Annotated in this window: 16 protein-coding genes and 1 tRNA gene; 10 read left to right on the forward strand and 7 right to left on the reverse strand. The window is 65.4% G+C overall.

All coding sequences use genetic code 11. The features are described from left to right. Positions 1-8 precede the first annotated feature (8 nt). From atpD to NRS07_RS01320, 4 genes are all read left to right on the forward strand, one after another. The gene (gene atpD, locus NRS07_RS01305) at positions 9-1,415 is read left to right on the forward strand and encodes a F0F1 ATP synthase subunit beta (RefSeq protein ID WP_259210450.1); all 1,407 of its coding nucleotides are present in this window, start codon (positions 9-11) and stop codon (positions 1,413-1,415) included. 27 nt (positions 1,416-1,442) lie between these two features. Then, positions 1,443-1,865, forward strand: a complete 423-nt coding sequence (locus tag NRS07_RS01310) for a F0F1 ATP synthase subunit epsilon (RefSeq protein WP_259210451.1) — start codon at positions 1,443-1,445, stop codon at positions 1,863-1,865. A 290-nt stretch (positions 1,866-2,155) separates the two neighbouring features. Then, on the forward strand, positions 2,156-3,847 hold the full coding sequence (locus tag NRS07_RS01315) for a serine hydrolase (protein WP_259210452.1): 1,692 nt from the start codon (positions 2,156-2,158) through the stop codon (positions 3,845-3,847). Between the two features lie 167 nt (positions 3,848-4,014). Then, on the forward strand, positions 4,015-4,605 hold the full coding sequence (locus tag NRS07_RS01320) for a glutathione peroxidase (protein ID WP_259210453.1): 591 nt from the start codon (positions 4,015-4,017) through the stop codon (positions 4,603-4,605). On the opposite strand, the gene pabB is transcribed toward NRS07_RS01320, so the two are convergent. The 3 genes from pabB to NRS07_RS01335 are packed head-to-tail and all read right to left on the reverse strand — an operon-like array spanning position 4,606 to position 7,806. Beyond that, positions 4,606-6,447, reverse strand: a complete 1,842-nt coding sequence (gene pabB / locus NRS07_RS01325; protein ID WP_259213426.1) for an aminodeoxychorismate synthase component I — start codon at positions 6,445-6,447, stop codon at positions 4,606-4,608. 20 nt (positions 6,448-6,467) lie between these two features. Then, entirely contained in the window at positions 6,468-7,046 is a 579-nt protein-coding gene (gene slmA / locus NRS07_RS01330; protein WP_259210454.1) for a nucleoid occlusion factor SlmA, read from the reverse strand. A gap of 31 nt (positions 7,047-7,077) precedes the next feature. After that, positions 7,078-7,806 (reverse strand): HAD-IA family hydrolase, encoded by a 729-nt coding sequence (locus NRS07_RS01335; protein ID WP_259210455.1) that lies wholly within the window; start codon positions 7,804-7,806, stop codon positions 7,078-7,080. Between the two features lie 27 nt (positions 7,807-7,833). Between NRS07_RS01335 and NRS07_RS01340 the strand changes: the two genes are divergently transcribed. After that, positions 7,834-8,733: a TraB/GumN family protein gene (locus NRS07_RS01340; RefSeq protein WP_259210456.1), complete on the forward strand. Its 900-nt coding sequence runs from the start codon at positions 7,834-7,836 to the stop codon at positions 8,731-8,733. A gap of 26 nt (positions 8,734-8,759) precedes the next feature. Here NRS07_RS01340 and NRS07_RS01345 read toward each other — a convergent pair. Beyond that, positions 8,760-8,834: transfer RNA gene (locus NRS07_RS01345), tRNA-Thr, on the reverse strand. Positions 8,835-8,898: 64 nt separating this feature from the next. Beyond that, a complete protein-coding gene (gene argB / locus NRS07_RS01350; protein WP_259210457.1) occupies positions 8,899-9,828 on the reverse strand; it encodes an acetylglutamate kinase in 930 nt (309 codons plus the stop codon). Positions 9,829-9,967: 139 nt separating this feature from the next. Here argB and NRS07_RS01355 point away from each other — a divergent pair, with 139 nt between their 5' ends. Beyond that, complete coding sequence (locus NRS07_RS01355; RefSeq protein ID WP_259210458.1) at positions 9,968-10,156, forward strand: cysteine-rich CWC family protein; 189 nt, start codon at positions 9,968-9,970, stop codon at positions 10,154-10,156. A gap of 13 nt (positions 10,157-10,169) precedes the next feature. Here NRS07_RS01355 and NRS07_RS01360 read toward each other — a convergent pair whose 3' ends face one another. Next, positions 10,170-11,084 (reverse strand): PHB depolymerase family esterase, encoded by a 915-nt coding sequence (locus NRS07_RS01360; RefSeq protein ID WP_307729909.1) that lies wholly within the window; start codon positions 11,082-11,084, stop codon positions 10,170-10,172. A gap of 288 nt (positions 11,085-11,372) precedes the next feature. On the opposite strand from NRS07_RS01360, the gene NRS07_RS01365 reads away from it, so the two are divergent. The 4 genes from NRS07_RS01365 (at position 11,373) to NRS07_RS01380 (ending at position 14,088) form a co-directional block, all read left to right on the forward strand. After that, complete coding sequence (locus NRS07_RS01365) at positions 11,373-11,858, forward strand: thioesterase family protein (RefSeq protein ID WP_259210460.1); 486 nt, start codon at positions 11,373-11,375, stop codon at positions 11,856-11,858. 60 nt (positions 11,859-11,918) lie between these two features. Next, positions 11,919-12,113, forward strand: a complete 195-nt coding sequence (locus tag NRS07_RS01370; protein ID WP_259210462.1) for a DUF1289 domain-containing protein — start codon at positions 11,919-11,921, stop codon at positions 12,111-12,113. Between the two features lie 13 nt (positions 12,114-12,126). Next, positions 12,127-13,038 (forward strand): MBL fold metallo-hydrolase, encoded by a 912-nt coding sequence (locus NRS07_RS01375; RefSeq protein WP_259210464.1) that lies wholly within the window; start codon positions 12,127-12,129, stop codon positions 13,036-13,038. Between the two features lie 93 nt (positions 13,039-13,131). Beyond that, entirely contained in the window at positions 13,132-14,088 is a 957-nt protein-coding gene (locus NRS07_RS01380) for a nitronate monooxygenase family protein (RefSeq protein WP_259210466.1), read from the forward strand. Positions 14,089-14,115: 27 nt separating this feature from the next. On the opposite strand, the gene NRS07_RS01385 is transcribed toward NRS07_RS01380, so the two are convergent. After that, positions 14,116-14,739, reverse strand: a complete 624-nt coding sequence (locus NRS07_RS01385) for a hypoxanthine-guanine phosphoribosyltransferase (RefSeq protein WP_259210468.1) — start codon at positions 14,737-14,739, stop codon at positions 14,116-14,118. Positions 14,740-14,744: the final 5 nt, after the last annotated feature.

Below are 14,744 nucleotides of genomic sequence, written 5' to 3' on the forward strand. Positions count from 1 at the left end.
GAACGAACATGGCTGATGGCAAAATCGTTCAGTGTATCGGCGCAGTGGTTGACGTGGAATTTCCACGTAATGCCATGCCGAAAGTGTACGACGCACTGAAAATGGAAGGCTCGGATCTGACCCTGGAAGTCCAGCAACAGCTGGGCGACGGCGTGGTCCGTACCATTGCTCTGGGCAGCTCGGACGGCATGCGCCGCGGGATGATCATCCAGAACACCGGCGCGCCAATCATGGTCCCGGTCGGCACCCCGACCCTGGGTCGCATCATGGACGTGCTGGGCAACCCGATCGACGAATGCGGTCCGGTCAGCCACGAACGCATGGCGTCGATCCACCGCGATGCACCGGCTTACGACGAACTGTCGCCATCGACCGACCTGCTGGAAACCGGCATCAAGGTCATCGACCTGGTCTGCCCGTTCGCCAAAGGCGGTAAAGTCGGCCTGTTCGGCGGCGCCGGCGTCGGCAAGACCGTCAACATGATGGAACTGATCAACAACATCGCCAAGGCACACTCGGGTCTGTCCGTGTTCGCCGGCGTGGGTGAGCGTACCCGTGAAGGTAACGACTTCTACCACGAGATGGCCGATGCCAAGGTCGTTGACCTGGAAAACCCTGCCAACTCGAAAGTGGCAATGGTCTACGGTCAGATGAACGAACCACCAGGCAACCGTCTGCGCGTTGCGCTGACTGGCCTGACCATGGCCGAAGCCTTCCGTGACGAAGGCAAGGACGTGCTGTTCTTCGTCGACAACATCTACCGCTACACCCTGGCCGGTACCGAAGTCTCGGCACTGCTGGGCCGTATGCCGTCGGCGGTGGGCTACCAGCCTACCCTGGCCGAAGAGATGGGCCGCCTGCAAGAGCGCATCACTTCGACCAAGACCGGTTCGATCACCTCGATCCAGGCCGTCTACGTCCCTGCGGATGACTTGACCGACCCGTCGCCTGCTACCACCTTCGCTCACCTCGACTCGACCGTCGTGCTCTCGCGTGACATCGCTTCGCTGGGTATCTACCCTGCGGTCGATCCACTCGACTCGACCTCGCGCCAGCTGGACCCGCTGGTCGTCGGCGAAGAGCACTACGCTACCGCGCGCGCCGTGCAGAACACCCTGCAGCGCTACAAGGAACTGCGTGACATTATCGCGATTCTGGGCATGGACGAACTGGCACCAGAAGACAAGCTGGTGGTCGCTCGCGCCCGCAAGATGCAGCGTTTCCTGTCGCAGCCGTTCCACGTCGCCGAAGTCTTCACCGGCGCGCCTGGCAAGTACGTGTCGCTGAAAGATACGATCAAGGGCTTCAAGATGATCGCATCGGGCGAACTGGATCACCTGCCGGAGCAGGCCTTCTACATGGTCGGCACCATTGAAGAAGCCATCGAGAAAGCCAAGAAACTGGCAGCTGGGTAAGCTGGTTTCTTAACCTAGAGGATAGACATGGCAAACACTATGCAAGTGGACGTGGTCTCGGCGGAAGCGCAGATCTTCTCCGGCCTGGCCGAGTTCGTCGCGCTGCCGGGTGAAGCAGGTGAGCTGGGTATCTACCCGAAGCACACCCCCTTGATCACCCGCATCCGTCCGGGCGCCGTGCGCATCCAGAAGGCTGGCGGCGGCGAGGAGTTCGTCTTCGTTGCCGGCGGCATCCTCGAAGTGCAGCCGAACGGCGTGACCGTGCTGGCCGACACCGCGATCCGCGGTGGCGACCTGGACGAAGCGAAAGCACTGGAAGCCAAGAAGCAGGCCGAAGAGCTGATGCTGAACCAGGAATCGAAGATCGACTACGCGAAAGCCCAGGCCGAAATGGCCGCGGCGATCGCGCAGTTGGCGGCGATCCAGAAGCTGCGTTCGCGCGGCCGCTGATTGCAGCATCCGCTACGGCGGAGTACGAAAGTCAGCCTTAGGGCATATGCCAGTCAGCCAAGCTGACTGGCATTTTTTTTAAGTCGATATTTGCAATTGCGCCACTTGAGTGGCGCGCGCGACCTGTTCGATCCCCATGCGCGGGGCGCATCCAGCGCATGCGCCTGTCCATCCCCGGCAATCGACCGTCCATGCTGTTGTAACGACAGCTGCTCGGCTGGCGATTGCCTCCGGCGCAGCCTGGGTACAAAGTGCTTACAGTTTCCATAACAACTGAAAGGACGTCGACCATGCTGCTCCGTACCGCTATCTGCGCCGCCGTATTACTGCTGTGTCAGCCACACGCCGTGCTCGCCCAGGACACCGCGCGGCACCCTGCCAGGAGTGCGCCGGGCGCCGAAGAGCTGGCCAGCCGCATCGACCGCGCAGTCGCACCCTATTTCCAGGCCGATGCGCCGGGCGCCACCGTCATCGTGGTCAAGGAAGGCAAGACCGTGTTGCGCAAGGCCTACGGCAAGGCGGACGTCCAGAACGGCGTCGCAATGAGCCCGGACATGGTGCTGCGCCTGGGATCGATCACCAAGCAGTTCACGGCGGTGGGCATCCTGATGCTGATGGAAGAGGGCAAGCTTGCGCTGGGCGACAGCATCACCCAGCACTTGCCGGACTACCCGGCCCAGGGCAAGAACATCACGATCGAACACCTGCTGACGCACACCTCGGGCATCCCGAGCTATACCGGCAAGCCGGGCTTCATGAGCCGGATGACGCAGGACCTGAGCGTGACCCAGATGGTGGATTCGTTCAAGAACGACCCGCTCGAGTTCGAGCCGGGCAGCCGCTACCGCTATAACAATTCAGGCTATTTTCTGCTGGGCGCTATCATCGAGAAGATCTCGGGCCAGCCCTATGCCAGATTCATGGAACAGCGCCTGTTCGTGCCGCTCGGGATGCAGCACACGGCCTACGAAGGTGTCGAGCGTAGCAAGGGCGCCCGCGCCGCTGGCCACACCCGCAGCGACAAGGGCTTCGGTCCGTCGCAGCTGCTGAGCATGAGCCAGCCCTATGCCGCCGGAGCGCTGGTGTCGACCGTGGACGACCTGGCGCGCTGGGATGCCGCGCTCGAGGGCGGCAAGCTGCTCAAGCCGGCTACCTTGCAGCGCGCATTCACTTCCTATCGCCTGCTCGATGGCAAGGACACCAACTATGGCTACGGCTGGGAGCTCGGCAAGGTGCAGGGCGTGCCGATGGTCGGGCATGGCGGCGGCATCAATGGCTTCTCGACCTATGCGCTGCGCCTGCCCGAGCACAAGCTCTACGTAGTGGTGCTGGCCAACAGCGACAGCGGGCCCGCCAGCCCTGCGGTGGTGGCGCGCAAGGCGGCCGGCGTGGCCATCGGCAAGCCCTATCGGGAATTCACCGAGGTGGCCTTGCAGCCGGCCGCGCTCGATGGCCTGGCCGGCACCTACGAGGTCGAGCAAGGCGTGCAGCGCGTGTTCCGGCGCGAGGGCAAGGACCTGGTCATGCAGCGCACCGGCCGGGGGCAGGTGGCAGTCAAGCCGATGTCGGCGACCGAATTCTTCATCCCCGGTTCGCTCGAATATTTCGAATTCAAGCGCGACGCCAGGGGCGTCATCACCCATGTGGTGCAGCACACCGACGGCAAGGCGCTGATCCAGCCACGCAGCGGCGACGCCCCGGCGGCGCGCCAGGCGGTGAAGATCGCCAACGCCGCATTCGACACCCGCGCCGGGCGCTACGAGCTGCGTCCAGGCTTCGTGATGGAGCTCACCCGCGACGGCGACCGCTACTTTGCCCAGGCCACCGGCCAGGGCAAGCTCGAGATTTTCCCCGCGAGCGATACGCAATTCTTCGCGCGCGAGGTCGATGCCGAGATCAGCTTCGAGCCGGTCGCGGGACAAGCTGGGCAGACCCTGGTGTTGAAGCAGGGCGGCCGCACGCTGCCGGGCCGCAGGCTGTGATGTCGTAGAACGCCGATCTCACGACGGCCAGCCAAGCTGCGCGCCGCCTGCCTGTGGATGCAGCTCGATATCGAGCACCGCAGCCTCGGGAATTGACCCGCAGTCGCAGCGCGGCGCGCGCGGCGACTGCGCTACAATCGCGGTTTCCCCATCCCGGAATGCCCGCCATGTCCAAGAATACCGTTCTGCTCCTCGCCGCTTTCGCCGCCATCAGCGTCGCGCAACCAGCCGCCGCGCAAGCGCCGGCAGCGCCAGCCGCGACGCGTCCGCTGGTGAGCTGTCCCGCCATCCTCAAGCACAATTTCAAGCGCCTGCAGGACGAAGCGCCCCAGGACCTGTGCCAGTATGCGGGCAAGGTGGTGCTGGTGGTGAACACCGCCAGCTACTGCGGATTTACCAAGCAGTATGAAGGGCTGGAGAAGCTGTACGCGAAATACGGCGGCCGTGGCCTGGTGGTACTGGGCTTCCCGTCGAACGACTTCGGCAAGCAGGAACCGGGCAACGCCAAGGAGATCGCCGACCTCTGCTTCAACACCTATGGCGTGAAGTTCCCGATGTTCGCCAAGAGCGCCGTGACCGGCCTTGAAGCCAACCCGCTGCATGCCACCCTCACCAAGGCGACCGGCCAGGCGCCCAAGTGGAATTTCACCAAGTACCTGATCGGCCGCGACGGCAAGGTGCTGCATCACTTCCCGAGCAAGGTCACGCCAGAAGATCCGGCACTGGTTGGCAAGGTCGAGCAAGCGCTCGCGATGTAATCAAGCGCCCGGCGCGCTGTCCACGATGACGGCGCGCAGCGGCCCGCGCAGCGCATTGCACACCACCAGGTCGTCGGCTTGTTCCAGCATGGCGCGTGTGATCACGCGCTCGCTCGCATGCCATGCGGGCGCAGCCAGCAGCACCGCGCGCATCACTCCCGGCAGCAGCCCGCATGCCAGCGGCGGCGTGTACCACGCGGCGCCGATGCGCACGAATACATTGCTGCGTCCTCCTTCGGTCAGTTCCCCACGCTCGTTGAAGAACAGGGTGTCGAAGGCGCCCTGCGCCTCGGCTGCGCGCCAGGCCGCGTCGTAGCGGCTGCGCCTACTGGTCTTGTGGCGCAAGAAGACGTCGCCGGAGCAGGTGGGTTTGGCGGCCAGCAGCACCGCCACCGGCTCGTTCAGGGGCTGCAGCGGGGCCGCCTGCAGCGCGAGCGCGCCGGAGGGCGCTACCGACAGCCGCAGGCGGTGTAGCTGGCCTGAAGGCAGGCCCAGGCAGGCGTGCGACAGCGCCGCGCGCGCCGCATCCGGGTCGAACGGATGGCCAAAAGCGTGGCACGAAGCGGCCAGCCGCGCCAGGTGCTGCTCCAGGTGGCGGCAGCCGTCGTCGCGGCTCGCGCGGATGGTCTCGAAGATTTCGACCTGGTTTTCCAAGCCGGTCAAAAAGCGCGCCTTGAGCTGGCATTCGGCGTATTCGGCTTGGGCGTCGCTGTCGTGGACGATGCCGGCGCCCACCCCCAGCTCGCCGTGCCGGGTGCCGCCGGCGCCACCCTCGGGCGCGCCCAGCGCCAGCGTGCGGATCGGCACCGACAGGCAGAAGTCGCCCATCGCCGCGCCCGCCTGCGGCGGATCGAACCAGCCGATCGCGCCGGTATAGATGCCGCGCGCGGCCGGCTCCAGCTCGTGGATGATTTCCATGGTGCGGCGCTTGGGCGCGCCCGTGATCGAGCCGCACGGATAGAGCGCCGCGAAGATCTGTTCCAGCGTGACGTCCTGGCGCAGGCGGGCCTGCACGGTGGAAGTCATCTGCAGCACGCTGCCGAAGCGTTGCACCTCGAACAGCGCCGGCACCTGCACGCTGCCGGTGAGCGCGACCCGTCCCAGGTCGTTGCGCAGCAGGTCGACGATCATCAGGTTTTCGGCGCGGTTCTTGCTGTCCAGCGCCAGCGCGCGCCCGCGTTCCTGGTCGAGCGCATCGTCGCCGCTGGCCGGCGCCGTGCCCTTCATGGGGCGCGCCAGCAGCATGCCGGCGTCGTGACGCACGAACAGTTCGGGCGAGAACGACAGCAGCGCGCCGCCGTCGGGCAGGGCGACCAGGGCGCCGTAGGGCACGCGCTGGCGCGCGCGCAGGCGCGCATACAGCGCCACCAGGGGCCCGAAAGCCTGGAAGCGCAGGCGATAGGTGTAATTGACCTGGTAGGTGTCGCCGGCGGCGATGTAGTCGCGGATGCGCCCGATCGCATCGGTGAACGCGGCCTGGTCGACATTTGGGGTGATGCCGGCCACGCCGGCAGCTTCCGGCGTGGCCGTGCGGGTAGCGATCCAGGCCTCGACCTGGGCAGCCTCGAGCAGTTCGCACTGTTCGAACAGCAGCACCTGGGCCAGCGATCCGCCGGGCCGATGCGCCGGTAGCTGCTGCAGCTGGGCGCCGAGTTCGTAGGTGAGCAGGGGCACCGCGTACAGGCCGCGCGCCAACGCGTCTTGCATGGCCTGCAGCAGCCCCGGCCAGCTAGAAGCGTCGGTACACGACAGCGTACCGGCGTGGCGGCTGTACAAACGCGAGCGCGCCACGCCCAGTGCGCCGGCATCGTCCAGCAGTGCGAAGACTTCCGGCGCCTGCATCATGTCATGCGCTGGCGCGCTCACGCTGCCAGCAGCAGCGACAGCTGCAGGGCCGTGCCCTCGGTCGGATCTTGCCGGAAGCCGGTCTTGGCGAACCGGTGCCAGCGTCCGGTCACATAGCTCACCAGCATGCTGGCACGCGCCGCGACGTCGGCCTCGAGGCCGTGCTCCTGGGTGACGGCGATGCGCAGCGCGCCTTTCAGGGCCAGTTCGATCTTGTCGTAGAAAAGGTTCATGCGCGCCTGCAGGCGCTCGTCCTCGCCGACCAGGGCCTCGCCGATCAGCACCCGCGTCATGCCCGGGTTGTTCGCCGCGAACGCCAGCAACATCTGCACGATGGCGTGGGCCTGGGCCACGCCGTCTTCTTCGCGTTCGGCGATCTGGTTGATCAGGCCAAAGACGCTCGATTCGATGAACTCGATCAGGCCCTCGTACATCTGCGCCTTGCTGGCGAAATGGCGGTACAGCGCCGCTTCGGAAACCGCCAGGCGCGCCGCCAGCGCCGCAGTGGTGATCTTTTCTCCCTTGGGCTGCTCGAGCATCGAGGCCAGGGCCTGGAGTATTTGCAGTTTGCGCTGGCCCGGCTTGGTGCTTGCCATGTTGTTCAAGGTCCTTTGGGTTTGGTGTCGTTCAGCGCAGCCGGTGCAGGCGCGCCGGCAGCTGCCGCACGGATTTTACTTTGACATCGACGTAACCGGGGCGTTTCAGGCTCCGCACCAGCGGCGCCTTGCCGATCGGGTTGGCCATGCGCAGGTATTGGGTGACCCACACCGTGCGCAGCCCGAGCCGGCTGGCGCTTTTCAGGTTGACCAGCGTGTCTTCGACCAGGATGCAGCGGCGCGCCGCCACGCCGTGCTTGCGCAGCAGGCGGCGCAACATCAGGCTCGAGGGCTTGGGACGCAGCTGGCGGTGCACATGCATGTGTTCGATGGCGACATGGTGCGAGAAATGGCGGCCCAGGCCGAGGTGGCGCATCACGTCGGTCGAATAGCGCGTCGGTGCGTTGGTGAGCAGGATCTTGCGGCCCGGAAGGCGGCGCAGCAGCGTCGCCAGGCCCTTCTCGTGGCGCACCAGTTTCTCGAGCGCGCCCAGGTCGTGGGTGACGTGCAGGAAGTCGGTCGCGCAGACCTGGTGGTGGCGGATCATGCCGAGCAAGGTGGCGCCGTAGCGCTTCCAGTAGCCCAGGCGCGCGGCGTCCACGACGTCCTGGGCGGCGGGCGTGTCGCCGTCGCCCAGCACCCGTGCGATATAGGTGTTCATGTTGGCGCTGATGGCGGGGAAGATCGCGTGCGAGGCGTCGTGCAGCGTATTGTCCAGGTCGAACAGCCAGACCGGAGAGCCAGGGGTATGATTTGACACGATGCGATACCAGACAGGAGAAGGTGAATGCGACGTTCGATTATAGTGGTCTTCTTGAGCTTGTTCCTGATGGCGATGGGAGCGGCTGCCACCGAGCGCGGCGCGCTGTTCAAGGTCACGGCGCACGGCAACACGCTGCACCTGTACGGCACCATCCACGCAGGCCGCGCCGATTACTATCCGCTCGAGCCGCGCATCCGCGCGGCCGTGGCGGCCGCACCTACGCTGGCGCTCGAGGTCGACGCCACGCGCGACCCGGCCGCGGTGGCGGCGGCGTTTCGCCAGCACGGCATGTACCCGGCGGGCAGCCTTGGGCCCGCCGGCTTGAGCGCCGCGCGCCGGCTGCGCATCGAGGCCGGGCTGAAACAGCAGGGCATGGATCCGGCTGCGGTCGCGCAACTCAAACCCTGGATGGTGGCGACCATGCTGGCGGTGAACGACGCGGGCAAGCTGGGCTACGATCCGGCCCTCGGGGTCGACCATCACCTGGCACAGCTGGCCAGGAGCGGCCAGCCAGGCGGCCAGCCCCGCATCGCCGAACTCGAATCGATCGGCTACCAGCTGGCGCTGCTCGACCGCCTGCCCGACGAAGCGCAATGGCAGCTGCTGGAAGAAACGCTCGACACCATGGCCTCCGGCCGCCAGCTGCGCGAGACGCGCGCGCTGTTCGATGCCTGGGAGCGGGCCGACCGCAAGGCGCTCGACGCCATTGCCCGGCGCATCGAGACCGACGACAGCATCAGCGGCACCTTTACGCGCGATGTGCTGCTGGGCGAGCGCAACGGACCGATGGCGGACAAGGTGGCCGCGCTGCTCGCGCGCGAAAACCATGCGGTGGTGGCGGTAGGTTTGCTGCACCTGGTCGGCAAGCGTGGCGTGCCCGAGCTGCTGCGTCGACGCGGCATGCGGGTGGAGCGGGTGTACTGAATGGGAGGGGTGCTGCTGGAGAAGAATGGTGCCCTTTACGTGGATTGAACACGTGGCCTCTCCCTTACCAAGGGAGTGCTCTACCACTGAGCTAAAAGGGCTGGTAATGACGGCGGGCGAAGCCCACCGCTGCAATTTGTGGCGGAGTGTTCCGCCACAAATGTTTTAGTGCGACCGGATCATAGTGCCAAATGCCTGTTCAGTCAAGACTTCGAGCAATAAACTGTGCTCGATGCGGCCATCGATGATGTGCACGGTATTGACGCCGGACTTCGCGGCATCGAGGGCCGACGAGATTTTCGGCAGCATGCCGCCCGAAATCGTTCCGTCCGCAAACATCTCGTCGATCTCGCGTGCCGACAGGTCGGTCACCAGGTTGCCCGCCTTGTCTTGCACGCCGGCGATATTGGTCATCATGATCAGCTTTTCGGCTTTCAGGATCTCGGCGATCTTGCCGGCGACGACGTCGGCATTGATGTTATAGGCCTGGCCATCCTGGCCGAAGCCGATCGGCGAGATGATCGGGATGAAGGCGTCGTCTTGCAGCGCCTTGACCACGGCCGGGTTGATGGCGTCGATCTCGCCGACGAAACCGATGTCGAGGAACTCGCCCGGCTTGTCGCGGTCTGGCATGGCCATCTTGCGTGCGCGGATCAGGCCGCCATCCTTGCCGGTCAGGCCCACCGCCTGGCCGCCGTAGTGGTTGATCAGCATGACGATATCCTGCTGCACTTCGCCGCCCAGCACCCACTCGACCACTTCCATGGTCTCTTCGTCGGTGATGCGCATGCCTTGCACGAAGGTGCCCTGCTTGCCGATCTTCTTGAGCGCATTGTCGATCTGCGGACCGCCGCCGTGCACCACGACCGGATTCATGCCCACCAGCTTGAGCAGGATGACGTCGCGCGCGAAGCCATGCTTGAGGCGTTCGTCGGTCATGGCGTTGCCGCCGTATTTGATGACGATGGTCTTGCCGTGGAAGTTGCGGATGTAAGGGAGCGCCTCTGCCAGGATCTGTGCCTTGATCTGCGGCGACACCTTGGTCAGGTCGTTCGGTTGGTCGTCGGGATTGAGGTTGCTCAGGGGTGCGTTCATGGGGCGTCCAAAATAAATGTCGCGAAATTTTAAGGCAACAGGCCAGGCTTTGTACTGATTATATGGCCTCTTGTTGTATTTTATGGCCGTCTGCACCACTCTATTGAACCATGTATTCTAAACAACACTGGAAACCCGCATGAGTAACTGCACCCTGTGCGGCGCCGAATTCCATTGCGCCATGCTCGAAGGCAGTCCCGAACCCTGCTGGTGCACGGCCTTGCCGCCAGTTCTGCCGGTGCCGCTGGCGCAGGGAGCGGCCGGCTGCTGGTGCCCGGCCTGCCTGCGCGCGCAGATCGAAGCCGGGTTGGCCAGGCGCGGGCCCTGAAGCGCTTGCTGGTTCAGCGCAGCGTGCGGAAAAAACGCAGCATTTCCCGGCTGGCATCCGGGCCGCGGCCGTCGGTATAGCTGCCACGCGCATTGCCGCCCGACCAGGCATGGCCGGCGCCATGGATCAGCCAGTGTTCGGCATGGACCGCGCCGTCGCCGCGCCGGTGCAGGGTACGCGTATAGGCGTGGCCATCCGGCACGCGTCCCGGCTCGACCGCTGGCTGCGCCTGCAGCGGTTGCGCGCCCTGGGCGATGAGCTGCTTGCCATTGTCCGGGTGGACGGTGCTGTCCTGGTCGCCGTGGAACACGATGACCGGCAGCGCGTGGCCTGGCCTGTGCGCGCGCCGGAAATCGCCCTTCATTGCCGCCAGCGCCGAGGGCAGGTCGTCGGCCGAGGCGAATGGCAGCCCGGAATGCACGCCCACCGCGGCATACAGTTCGGGGTAGAGCGTGCCCATGATGGTCGCCATCGCGCCGCCGGCCGACAATCCCGCCACGTACACTTGCGCCGGATCGACCGGGTGCATTGCCATGACGGCCTGCGTCATGCCGGCGATGATCGACGGTTCGCCCTGGCCGCGCTGCTGGTCGAGCGCGTTGAACCAGTTCCAGCAGCGCGACGGATTGGCCGCACTGCTTTGCGCCGGATACAGCACCAGGCAAGCCATTTCCTCGGCCACTTCGTTCATCTGGGTGCCGGTGGCGAAATCGTCCGGATCCTGGGCGCAGCCGTGCAGCATCACCAGCAGCGGTGCCGGCATGCCAGTGTGGCTGCCCGGCACGTACAGTTTGTAGTCGCGGCTGCCGGCCGGGGTGATATGGCTGCCCGCGATAAACGTTCCTGGCAAGCTGGCGCCCGCTTTCGCCTCGAATGGATCGGTGGCCGTGGCCTGCACTTGTGCCAGTAGTTCGTTGTTCAGCTTCATGGGCGCTCCAGATTAAGGCTGCCTTGGAACCTATCCCAGTAGGTTATGAGTCGTTGCTGGCGCGCCTGACAGGCGGGTGCTGCGTTGCTCGTCGTTGCATGGCTCGCCATGCGGCCTCCTCGCGCCTTGCCCGCGCCTGCCATGCATCGCCATCAACTTCCTCCTCCCTACTGGGATAGGTTCTTAATGTCGGCCTGCATCCTTACGGCAGCCTTGCAACCGTATCCTTTCCACCTCGGCAACCCGGCAACTCGGCCAAGCGCGATGCCGATGCGGTAAGCTGCGCACATGTCTCCCCACCTTCAGCCCGGCCTGCTATTCGAATGGTCTTATACGGTTCCAGAGCGCGCCTGCGTGCCCCAGCTCTACCACGATACCCCGTTTTGCCAGGCCATGCCCGATGTGCTCGCCACCGGTTTCCTGGTCGGCATGATGGAACTGGCTTGCCTGCACGGCATGATGCCGTACGTTGATTGGCCGCGTGAACAAAGTCTGGGCACCATGGTCAGCTTCCAGCACCTGGCGCCGACCCTGCCTGGCATGACGCTCGTCATTCGCGGCGAGGTGCTCGAGGTCGATGGACGCCGGGTGAGGTTCCGGGTCGAGGCCTGGGATGACCTTGAGAAAGTGTGTGAGGGCACACACGAGCGTTGCCTGATCGATCCGGACCGGTTTGCAGACAAAATGGCGCGCAAGACAGCGCAGTGGCGCCCCGCCGTATCCGTACAGTGCGCAATGCCTTGCTCGGGCGAACATTGCTCGGGCGAACATTAAGCGCGTTCGCAAGAACAGGCGATAATGCGGCGATGTTCACCCGCCTCATTACTATTTCCAATGACCCCAGAACCGCAGCCATCCGTTTCCTCGCCCTGCATCAACCTGTGCCAGATCGACCCTGACAGCGGGCTGTGCAAGGGATGCCTGCGCACGATCGACGAGATCGTCGCCTGGGGCAGCGCCGGCGACGATTTCAAGCGCGCGGTATGGACCGAGATCCGGCGCCGCGAAGCCGAGATCGACTGGGGCTGAGGTGGGGCCGGACTTGCGCCTGCCGGCATCGGTGCGCGTCTTCGAGCGCGGCTGGCTCTCGTCCAATAACGTCCTGTTCACCGGGCGCGGCGGCGCGGCGCTGGTCGATAGCGGCTATGTCACCCACGCCGCGCACACGCTGGCGCTGGTACGCCATGCCCTCGGCGACCGCCCGCTCGCGCGCCTGCTCAACACCCACCTGCATTCGGACCACTGTGGCGGCAATGCCGTGTTGCAGGCGGCTTACGGTTGCCATACGGCGATTGCGGCCTGCGATGCGGCCAAGGTCGCCGCCTGGGACGAAGAGGCACTGAGTTTTCGCGCCACCGGCCAGCAGTGCGCACGCTTCGGCTTCGACGCCACCCTGGTCCCCGGCGAAGTGCTCGAACTGGGCGACCTGCGCTGGACAGTACTGGCGGCGCCGGGCCACGATCCGCATGCACTGCTGTTTTTTTGCGAGCAAGAAGGGGTGCTGATTTCTGGCGACGCATTGTGGGAAAACGGTTTCGGCGTGGTGTTTCCCGAACTGGCGGGCGAGCCCGGTTTCGACGACGTCGGCGCGACGCTTGAGCTGATCGCGAAGCTGGAGGCGCGCGTGGTGATCCCGGGTCACGGCGCGGTGTTCGGCGCGGTAGCGCAGGCACTGGCGCGGGCACGCTCGCGCCTTGACTACCTGGCGGCCGACCCGGTACGCAATGCCGAACACGCGGTCAAGGTGCTGCTTAAGTTTCTGCTACTGGAGCGGCGGGTGTTGGCGCTGGATGCACTGCCCGGTCTGCTGGCATCGATTCCGCTGATCGAGCGGGTAGGCACCGGGCTCCTGGCGCGCGATGCGCACGCGCTGGCGGCATGGGCGGCAAGTGCGCTGGTGCGGGTTGGCGCCGCCCGCCTCGAGCACGGCCAATTGCTCGACGCCGGCGTTTAGAGCTCAGAATCTAGCACGATCGTTCTTTTTTCGTTGCATAATGCCCGCAGCGCTGTTTTTTCACTGAAACCTATCGACAACCGAGAGCCTTCCATGACGATGCCACCCGTGTTGCAACACCTGTCCCTTCCCGTCATCGCCTCGCCGATGTTCATCGCCAGCGGACCGGCGCTGGTGGCGGCCCAGTGCAAGGCCGGCATCGTGGGTTCCTTCCCGGCGCTTAATGCGCGCCCGGCCGAGCTGCTCGACACCTGGCTGACCGATTTGCAACGCGAACTGGCCGATTACCAGCAGGCCAACCCGGGCACGACGATCGGGCCGATCGCGGTCAACCAGATCGTGCACGGGTCGAACGACCGCCTGGCGCACGACGTCGAAGTCTGCGTGAAGCACCAGGTGCCGATCATTATCTCGTCGCTGCGCGCGCCGCCAAAGGAAATGCTGGACGCGGTGCATGCCTATGGCGGCATCGTGATGCACGACGTGGTCTCGATCCGCCATGCGGAAAAGGCGCTGGAGGCGGGCGTGGATGGCTTGATCCTGGTGGCGGCGGGCGCCGGCGGCCATGCGGGCGCGCTGTCGCCGTTCGCCCTGGTGGGCGAGGTGCGCAGGTTCTTCAAGGGGCCGATCGCACTGTCCGGCGCGATCGCCAGCGGTGACGCGATCCTGGCGGCGCAGGCAATGGGCGCGGACTTCGCCTACATCGGCTCGCGCTGGCTGGCCACGCGCGAATCGAATGTCAGCGACGACTACCGCGACGCCATCGTCGAATCGAGCGCGGCCGACGTGATCTACACCAACCTGTTCACCGGCGTGCACGGCAACTACCTGAAGAAGTCGATCGTCGCCGCCGGGCTCGACCCCGATAAGCTGCCCGAATCGGACAAGAGCCAGATGAGCTTCGGCTCAGGCAGCGCCAAGGCCTGGCGCGATATCTGGGGTGCTGGCCAGGGCGTGGGCCTGATGCAGGATGTGCCGACCGTGGCCGAGATGGTCGCGCGCCTCAAGGACGAGTACGAGGCGGCGCGGGCAAGGCTGGGCTTGCGTTAATACCCGGGCGGCGCCACCGCCGCCACCCTACAGGCGCTTCGCATCCGGGGTCGGGAAGGGCGGCTCCGGCTCGACCGCGCTCAGGTCGTCCTGACTGATCGACCACAGGCCCGGCAGGTTGCGCCAGTAGTTGTAGACGTCCATGCCGAAGCCGACCACGAATGCATTGGGGATGCTCAAGCCGATCAGGTCGGCCTTGATCGGCTTGGCACGTCCGAGGTCCTTGTCGGCAAACACCACGATGACCACTTCGGCCGCGCCCATGTCGAGCAGGCGCTGCTTGACGTGGGCCAGCGTTTCGCCTTCGTCGAGAATGTCGTCGACGACGACAATGATGCGTCCGGCCACGTTCTGGCGCGGGATAACTTTCCATACCACCTCGCCGCCGCGGTCGTCGTCGCCATAGCGGCTGACGTGGATGTAGTCGAATTCGAGCGGGAAGTCGAGCTGCGGCAGCAGGTTGCCAGTGAAGACAACGGCGCCGCCCATCACGCCCAGTACCAGCGGGAAGGCCTTGTCAGTCGCATTGCCAAAGCGTGCGTTCAGGGCATCGGCAACCTGCGCCACCGCGGCCTGGACTTGCTCGGGCGTGACGATCTGGGTGGCGTTGGCGAGCAGTGCGCGGGCGCGGTCATGATGGAAATCTTGCATGGTCG

The organism is Massilia sp. H6, assembly GCF_024802625.1.
GTDB lineage: Bacteria > Pseudomonadota > Gammaproteobacteria > Burkholderiales > Burkholderiaceae_D > Telluria.